This is a genomic window from Pseudomonas sp. CFII68 (assembly GCF_000416195.1).
Taxonomy (GTDB): domain Bacteria; phylum Pseudomonadota; class Gammaproteobacteria; order Pseudomonadales; family Pseudomonadaceae; genus Aquipseudomonas; species Aquipseudomonas kilonensis.
This window is the reverse complement of sequence record NZ_ATLN01000115.1, coordinates 40,537-46,634: the sequence shown is the minus strand read 5'-3', so window position 1 is coordinate 46,634 and position 6,098 is coordinate 40,537. Positions and strand designations below refer to the sequence as shown.

The window sequence follows — 6,098 nt, the reverse complement described above, 5'->3', positions numbered from 1 at the left end:
AGCGGCCATATGCGCGTCTGTTATCGCGAGGACGAAATCGCCGAGCTTGAAGCCTACGCCGCCGCCCCCGAAGCCCGTGAGCTGGACTTGCAGATCATCACCGGCAAGGCGTTGCACGCGCGCTTCCCGTTCCTCGGCGCGCAGGTCAAGGGCGGCTCGTACGCCCCTCACGACGGCCACGCCAACCCGCGCCTGGCAGCCCCGGCATTTGCCCGCGCGGCGACACGGGCCGGGGCCAGCATCCGCGAGCGAACGGAAGTCGCCGCGGTACAAAAGGTGAATGACCAATTCCACGTGACCACCACCGACGGCCAGCTATTCATCGCTGAGCAACTGCTGATCACGGCGGGCGCGTGGGGGGCGAAGCTGGCCGAACAATTCGACGAAGCGGTGCCGTTGGAAGCCAATGGCCCACAGATGTCGGTCACCGAGCCGGTGCCCTATGCCTTGCCGACCGTGATCGGCGTGTTCACCAAGATAAAGGAAGAGGTGATTTATTTCCGGCAGATCCCCCGAGGCAACCTCATCATCGGCGGCGGCAACCGCTGCAAACCGGACATGATCAACCGTCGCGCCTACTTCAAGCCCGAGAGCCTGCTCAACCAGATGCAGCAGATGAGCCGCCTGCTGCCCGGGGTGGCGAACCTCAACATTATCCGGGTGTGGAGCGGCATCGAAAGCTATACGCCAGACTCGCTGCCGATCATGGGGCCAAGCGGCAAGGTCAAGGGGTTGTTCTATGCCTTTGGGTTCTGCGGGCATGGCTTCCAGCTCGGCCCGGGCGTCGGCGACGTCATGGCCGAGCTGATCAGCACCGGCAGCACTCGCACGCTGATCAGCCCTTTTGATATTCGCAGGTTTACCGAACCGACCGCCCTGACAATGCCCCGGATGAGCACGCCTGGCACCGGCAGACTCATATGACACAAGCGACTGGACGCCCTTTTTGCCCTAAACGGGCGCCGCCATTTTTTTTGCCAAGTTAGCCCGGCAGATACAGCAGATTCTTCTTTGCCAGGCTTGAGAACGGCATATCCCATCCCGGCCGCTTTGTTAGTTTATCGAGAAGAAAACGGCCTCAGGATCTGTCGCCGGCAGTGCTATCACCGCTCTATGGGAGCCCGTTGGATGACCACCCCCTTTTTGAACACCCCGCCCACGTCCCAGCAGTTTTATATCAATGGTGACTGGCAGTCTCCGGCATACCCGGCCACGCTGCCCGTGGTCAATCCCGCTACCGAGCAAGTCATTGCCGAGGTCGCCCGCGGGTCCGGCGAGGACGTTGACTGCGCCGTCGCGGCGGCTCGCGCAGCATTTCCCGACTGGTCGGCGACCCCGGTGGAAGCACGCGTGGCGATCCTGGGAAAGATCCACGCGCTGATCCTTGAACGCAAAGAAGAACTGGCCCAGGCGCTCTCGCTGGAAATGGGCGCGGCCATCGGCTTCGCACGGGCCATGCAAGTGCCGCTGGCCGCCGAACACGTTCGGGTGGCCCGCGATGTGCTGTCCACTTACACCTTCCAGAAAATTGAGCATGGCACGGCCATTCAACGCCAACCCATCGGCGTCTGCGGCCTCATTACGCCGTGGAACTGGCCGCTGTACCAAATCACCGCCAAAGTCGCCCCAGCGATTGCCGCCGGTTGCACGGTGGTGTTGAAACCCAGCGAACTGTCGCCCCTGAGCGCCCTTCTCTTCGCGCAATTGGTGCATGACGCAGGCCTGCCTGCCGGCGTCTTCAACCTGGTGAACGGCAGCGGTGCCGAGGTCGGCGCGGCCATGGCGGCGCATCCCGACATCGACCTGATCTCCATCACCGGCTCGAACCGCGCCGGCGCACTGGTGGCCCAGGCGGCCGCCCCTACGGTCAAGCGCGTTACCCAAGAGTTGGGCGGCAAGTCCCCGAATGTACTGTTGCCCGACGCCGACTTCGCCAAGGCCGTGCCGCCGGGCGTGATGTCGGCATTTCGCAACGTCGGCCAATCGTGCAGCGCACCGACCCGAATGATCGTGCCAAGGAATCGCCTGGCGGAAGTCGAGGCGTTGGCCGCCGCCACCGCCAACGCGATCATCGTCGGTGTTCCACAATCGGAAGAAACGATCCTCGGCCCCATCGCCAACGAGGCCCAGTTCAATCGCGTGCAAGCCATGATCGAAGTGGGCATGAATGAAGGGGCCAAGCTTGTCTGCGGTGGCCCAGGGCGCCCGGAGGGTTTTGAACAAGGCTTCTACACCCGCCCCACGGTTTTCTCGCAAGTCGACAGCGCCATGCGCATCGCCCAGGAAGAAATCTTCGGCCCGGTGCTGTGCATCATTGCCTATGACACGGTGGATGAAGCCGTCGCCATCGCCAACGACACCGTCTATGGGCTGGGCGCGCATGTCCAGGGCCAGGACCTTGAGCTTGCGCGCGCCGTTGCGTCGCGTATCCGCGCAGGGCAAGTGCTGTTGAACTACCCGGCGTGGAACCCAATGGCACCGTTCGGTGGCTACAAGCGTTCGGGCAATGGCCGTGAGTATGGGGTTCACGGGTTTGAGGAGTATCTGGAGATCAAGGCGATTGTGGGGTTTGAATGACCGCCCTACTCCTCGAACCGCCCCTTCCCCTCGCGATCATGTTCGTATTGTCGGGTGAACGAAAACGCCGGCAGCCAGGCCTCACGGCGCACGGTCCAGCTTTCGTAGGTGGGCATCAGTTGATCGGGGGCGTCCAGCGTGCCCAAGTGCACTTCTATTTCGTCACCCGAGCGGGCGAACAGCGACGAACCGCAGCGGGGACAGAAAAAGCGTCCGGCGTAGTCCCGTGTTTCACCTTCGATCGTCACGGCATCCTGGGGAAACACGGCGGCAGCGTAGAAGAGCGCGCCGTGATGCTTGCGACAGTCGAGGCAGTGGCAGAGGCCTACGCGATACGGACGGCCTGAGGCTTGGATACGAACGTTGCCGCACAGGCATCCGCCGGTGAATCGGTCCATGGTGAGTCTCCTCCACAAACATTTAAACCGTCCAAGTGCCCTCGCAGAGGGCCGTTATCAGTGGTTATGAACATAGCAGCTACACGACCACCGGGAGATCGCCTCTCCATTTTCAAGCCACTTCTTATTTAATAATCGAATAAACACCCGGTCTGGATAACAAATAAGTCCAAGCCGGCGAAAGCACAAACAGCCCATAAAAACCCAGACATCCAAGACAAATCACACCACGAGACCTTTAAGAGCCAGATCCAGAGATGTACATAAGAATTAGAAAAAGACCATGAAAAGCAACCGAGCCAATGGACAGCCACACCCCAACTTTCTTCAAAGCATTTGCTTTGATCAACACCCCGACAAGCACCAATGCCCCGCCTAACCAGCCGATTTGCGAAAGCGCCAGCAATTCAAAAAGGAATATCACCCAGTTCCAGCTTTCAGGTCCACTTGCATAAATCCAAACAACATAACAAAAAAAGGTAAGCGGAATACTAAAGCCCCATACAAACAACGAAGCGACTTTAGAGGGTTTTACTTTCATGGCAATTAAAATCACCAACAAGCTTACCAACAGCAAGCCAAGATAAATTTCACCAATCAAGCTCTCGAAAACCTTCTTTAGCTCCATCATCAACGCGTCCATGCATACTCCTCTCGCAGCGCAAAAAAATCCGCTGCCTTCCAATGACGGCGGCAAACTAAGTGAGTAGGTGAAAGAGGTCAAGCGCTCAAGCGCAACGCTAGTGTCCCACCATCGGCACCGCAATCAGCAATATCGCCGTCCCATGGGTAGCGGTCGATGCCACGACGCCGTAGCGCATGCGAACGAGCCCGCAAGCCAGGCCTTCAATCAGCGTAAAAAGCAAAACCGTCCAACCGAGTTGGGTAACGCTCAAGGCGAGAAAAGCATGCAGCGCCGAAAACGCCACGGCACTGATCAGCGCTGCTCGCAGGGCGCTGACGTGCAGTTCGAGGTAGCCCTGCAAGAAGCCACGAAACAGCACCTCTTCCAGCGCGTTGGCGCCATAGGCCAGCACCGCCATGCCGAGCAGCCAGGCCCCATAACCCGGAATCGCCGTTTCAGCCCCTTGATAAAGCCGCAGCGGCAAACCGATCAGGCACCCCACGGCGATGCCCAAGACCAGGCCCGCCAGTCGATTGCCTTTGAATAGAACGACCAGTTGCCACAAGTCCGGCAACAGGCGCGCGCTCAACGCGACCAACAGCAGCGACGAAACACCCAACATCACCAGCACGAACGGGTTGGCCAGAAAACCAATCTGCAGATCGCCGTTCAGGGACCACATGCCCAAGGGCGTCATCGCGTCGCGCATCAACACGAATGCCAATAGCACAATCACGATACGCAACGCTGTCTGGGTCTTGGGCGTCAACGCGAACCAGAGGCCGAAGAGCGCCAGGCCCGGCAGCAGATACAGGGTGTAGTCCAGCAGAACAACGAGTCCTTCGGCGATCATCGCGCTCTTCCCTTGGCGTCAACCGGCGCATGTTGCGCCATCAGTTCCACGACCCAATCGATAAACACCCGCAACTTGGCGCTGATGTGCCGGTTCGGGGGATAGGCCACATACAGCGGCATCGGCTCGAGGTGCCAGTCTTCGAACAGCGGCACCAACCCGCCCTGCGCTTCATGAGGCCTGGACATGTACCTGGGCAGCCAGAGCACGCCCAACCCTGCCAAACCGGCCGCGAGGTAGGCGTTGCCGTCGTCGATGGCCAGTGCGTAGCGTCCTTTGACGTGAAGCAGCTCACCGTCACGGCGCATGGCGTAGGGCAAGGATTTGCCGGTGCGTGCCCACAGGAAACCCACGGTGCGATGGTGCGAATCCTCCAGTTCGTGCGGGTGCGCGGGCAGGCCAAACCGTGCCAGGTAACTCGGCGCGGCGAAAACGCCGAGGGCAAGATCGCCGACGCGTCGGGCGACCAGCGACTGATCCCTCAACTCACCGCCGCGCACCACGCAATCGACGTTTTCATCGAGCATGTCGACGATGCGATCACTGACGCCCATGTCGATCTGGATGTCCGGGTATCGCGCGTAGAACGCCGGCAAGGCCGGTATCAGGATCATTGTCGCCAGCGGACTCGGCACGTCCACCCGCAGGCGCCCACGAGGTAACGCCTGGGCGCCGGACACGCTGGTCTCGGCATCGTCCATGTCGGCCAGCAGCCGGATCACCCGCTCGTAATAAGCCGCGCCGTCGGCGGTGACGTTGACCTTGCGCGTGGTGCGGTTGAGCAGTTTGACCCGCAACCGTGCTTCGAGCTGCTGCACCAGTTGGGTCACGGTGGTCTTGCTCATGTGCAGGGTTTCAGCCGCCTTGGTGAAGCTGCCCGCCTCCACGACTCGAACGAACGCTTGCATCGCATCAAAACGATCCATTTGTGCCTCGGGTATCGATCCGATTGTTTGGATTTTACAAACAGTGATCGCCAAGGTTGCTCGTTTATCGCCTGGACACAAGCCCCTAGAGTGAGTTCATCGTTTGGAACCCACTCTTTGATGGAGGTATTGATGACACAGCGCGATGTGGTTTTCCCGCCCGGACGCCAGGCACTTTATGAGCGCAATCGCTATTCGCCGGCGATTCGATCCAATGGTTTTCTGTTCGTCTCGGGACAGGTTGGTAGCACCGAAAACGGTTCGCCGGAGCCCGACCTGGAAGCTCAGGTTCGGCTGGCATTCAACAACCTGAAGGCGATACTCGCCGCGGCCGGTTGCAGCTTTGACGATGTGGTGGACGTCACGGTGTTCATGGTCGATCCCGAATCGATCTTCGAACGGGTCTGGAGCGTCGTGCCCGAGTTCTGGGGCAACGCACCGCATCCGACGCTGACGGCGGTGGGCGTGACGTGGCTGTATGGGTTTCAGTTCGAGATCAAGGTGATTGCCAGGGTGCCTGAGGCCACCCTGTAGGTCAGCTTGCATGGTGTTGGCTGTGCCGCCGTCATCGCGAGCAGGCTCGCTCCCACAAGGGGATGTGGACAGGCCGAGCAATCGAAGACACCACAAAACAACTGTGGGAGCGGGCTTGCTCGCGAAGGCGTCGGATCAATCAGCATTGAGGTTGACTGACCCACCGCCTTCGCGAGCAAGCCCGC

7 protein-coding genes are annotated in these 6,098 nt (G+C 60.1%); 3 read left to right on the top strand and 4 right to left on the bottom strand.

Going from position 1 to position 6,098, the window contains the following annotated elements:
- Together CFII68_RS05875 and CFII68_RS05880 are read left to right on the top strand one after the other, a co-directional pair.
- On the top strand, positions 1 to 924 hold a 924-nt coding region (locus tag CFII68_RS05875; RefSeq protein WP_018611630.1), incomplete at its 5' end, for an FAD-binding oxidoreductase.
- Positions 925 to 1,128: 204 nt separating this feature from the next.
- Positions 1,129 to 2,577 (top strand): aldehyde dehydrogenase family protein, encoded by a 1,449-nt coding sequence (locus CFII68_RS05880; RefSeq protein WP_018611629.1) that lies wholly within the window; start codon positions 1,129 to 1,131, stop codon positions 2,575 to 2,577.
- A gap of 5 nt (positions 2,578 to 2,582) precedes the next feature.
- Here CFII68_RS05880 and CFII68_RS05885 read toward each other — a convergent pair whose 3' ends face one another.
- The 4 genes from CFII68_RS05885 to CFII68_RS05900 all read right to left on the bottom strand — a co-directional run bounded on the left by CFII68_RS05885 (position 2,583) and on the right by CFII68_RS05900 (position 5,379).
- Complete coding sequence (locus CFII68_RS05885) at positions 2,583 to 2,975, bottom strand: GFA family protein (protein WP_018611626.1); 393 nt, start codon at positions 2,973 to 2,975, stop codon at positions 2,583 to 2,585.
- A gap of 238 nt (positions 2,976 to 3,213) precedes the next feature.
- The gene (locus CFII68_RS05890) at positions 3,214 to 3,618 is read right to left on the bottom strand and encodes a hypothetical protein (protein WP_018611624.1); all 405 of its coding nucleotides are present in this window, start codon (positions 3,616 to 3,618) and stop codon (positions 3,214 to 3,216) included.
- 97 nt (positions 3,619 to 3,715) lie between these two features.
- Positions 3,716 to 4,453: a CPBP family intramembrane glutamic endopeptidase gene (locus CFII68_RS05895; protein ID WP_018611623.1), complete on the bottom strand. Its 738-nt coding sequence runs from the start codon at positions 4,451 to 4,453 to the stop codon at positions 3,716 to 3,718.
- Positions 4,450 to 5,379 carry a LysR family transcriptional regulator gene (locus tag CFII68_RS05900; RefSeq protein ID WP_018611622.1) on the bottom strand — a complete coding sequence of 310 codons (930 nt, stop codon included), beginning with the start codon at positions 5,377 to 5,379 and terminating at the stop codon, positions 4,450 to 4,452. Before CFII68_RS05900 ends, CFII68_RS05895 begins: the two co-directional genes overlap by 4 nt.
- A 132-nt stretch (positions 5,380 to 5,511) precedes the next feature.
- Here CFII68_RS05900 and CFII68_RS05905 point away from each other — a divergent pair, with 132 nt between their 5' ends.
- Positions 5,512 to 5,913, top strand: coding sequence for a RidA family protein (locus CFII68_RS05905; protein ID WP_018611621.1), 402 nt, complete (start codon positions 5,512 to 5,514; stop codon positions 5,911 to 5,913).
- Positions 5,914 to 6,098: the final 185 nt, after the last annotated feature.

Bases quoted from the DNA above. Each gene is read 5' to 3' on its own strand.
- CFII68_RS05900 (WP_018611622.1), bottom strand. From the start codon at position 5,379: ATGGATCGTTTTGATGCGATGCAAGCGTTCGTTCGAGTCGTGGAGGCG.
- CFII68_RS05885 (WP_018611626.1), bottom strand. From the start codon at position 2,975: ATGGACCGATTCACCGGCGGATGCCTGTGCGGCAACGTTCGTATCCAA.
- CFII68_RS05890 (WP_018611624.1), bottom strand. From the start codon at position 3,618: ATGGACGCGTTGATGATGGAGCTAAAGAAGGTTTTCGAGAGCTTGATT.
- CFII68_RS05880 (WP_018611629.1), top strand. From the start codon at position 1,129: ATGACCACCCCCTTTTTGAACACCCCGCCCACGTCCCAGCAGTTTTAT.
- CFII68_RS05895 (WP_018611623.1), bottom strand. From the start codon at position 4,453: ATGATCGCCGAAGGACTCGTTGTTCTGCTGGACTACACCCTGTATCTG.
- CFII68_RS05905 (WP_018611621.1), top strand. From the start codon at position 5,512: ATGACACAGCGCGATGTGGTTTTCCCGCCCGGACGCCAGGCACTTTAT.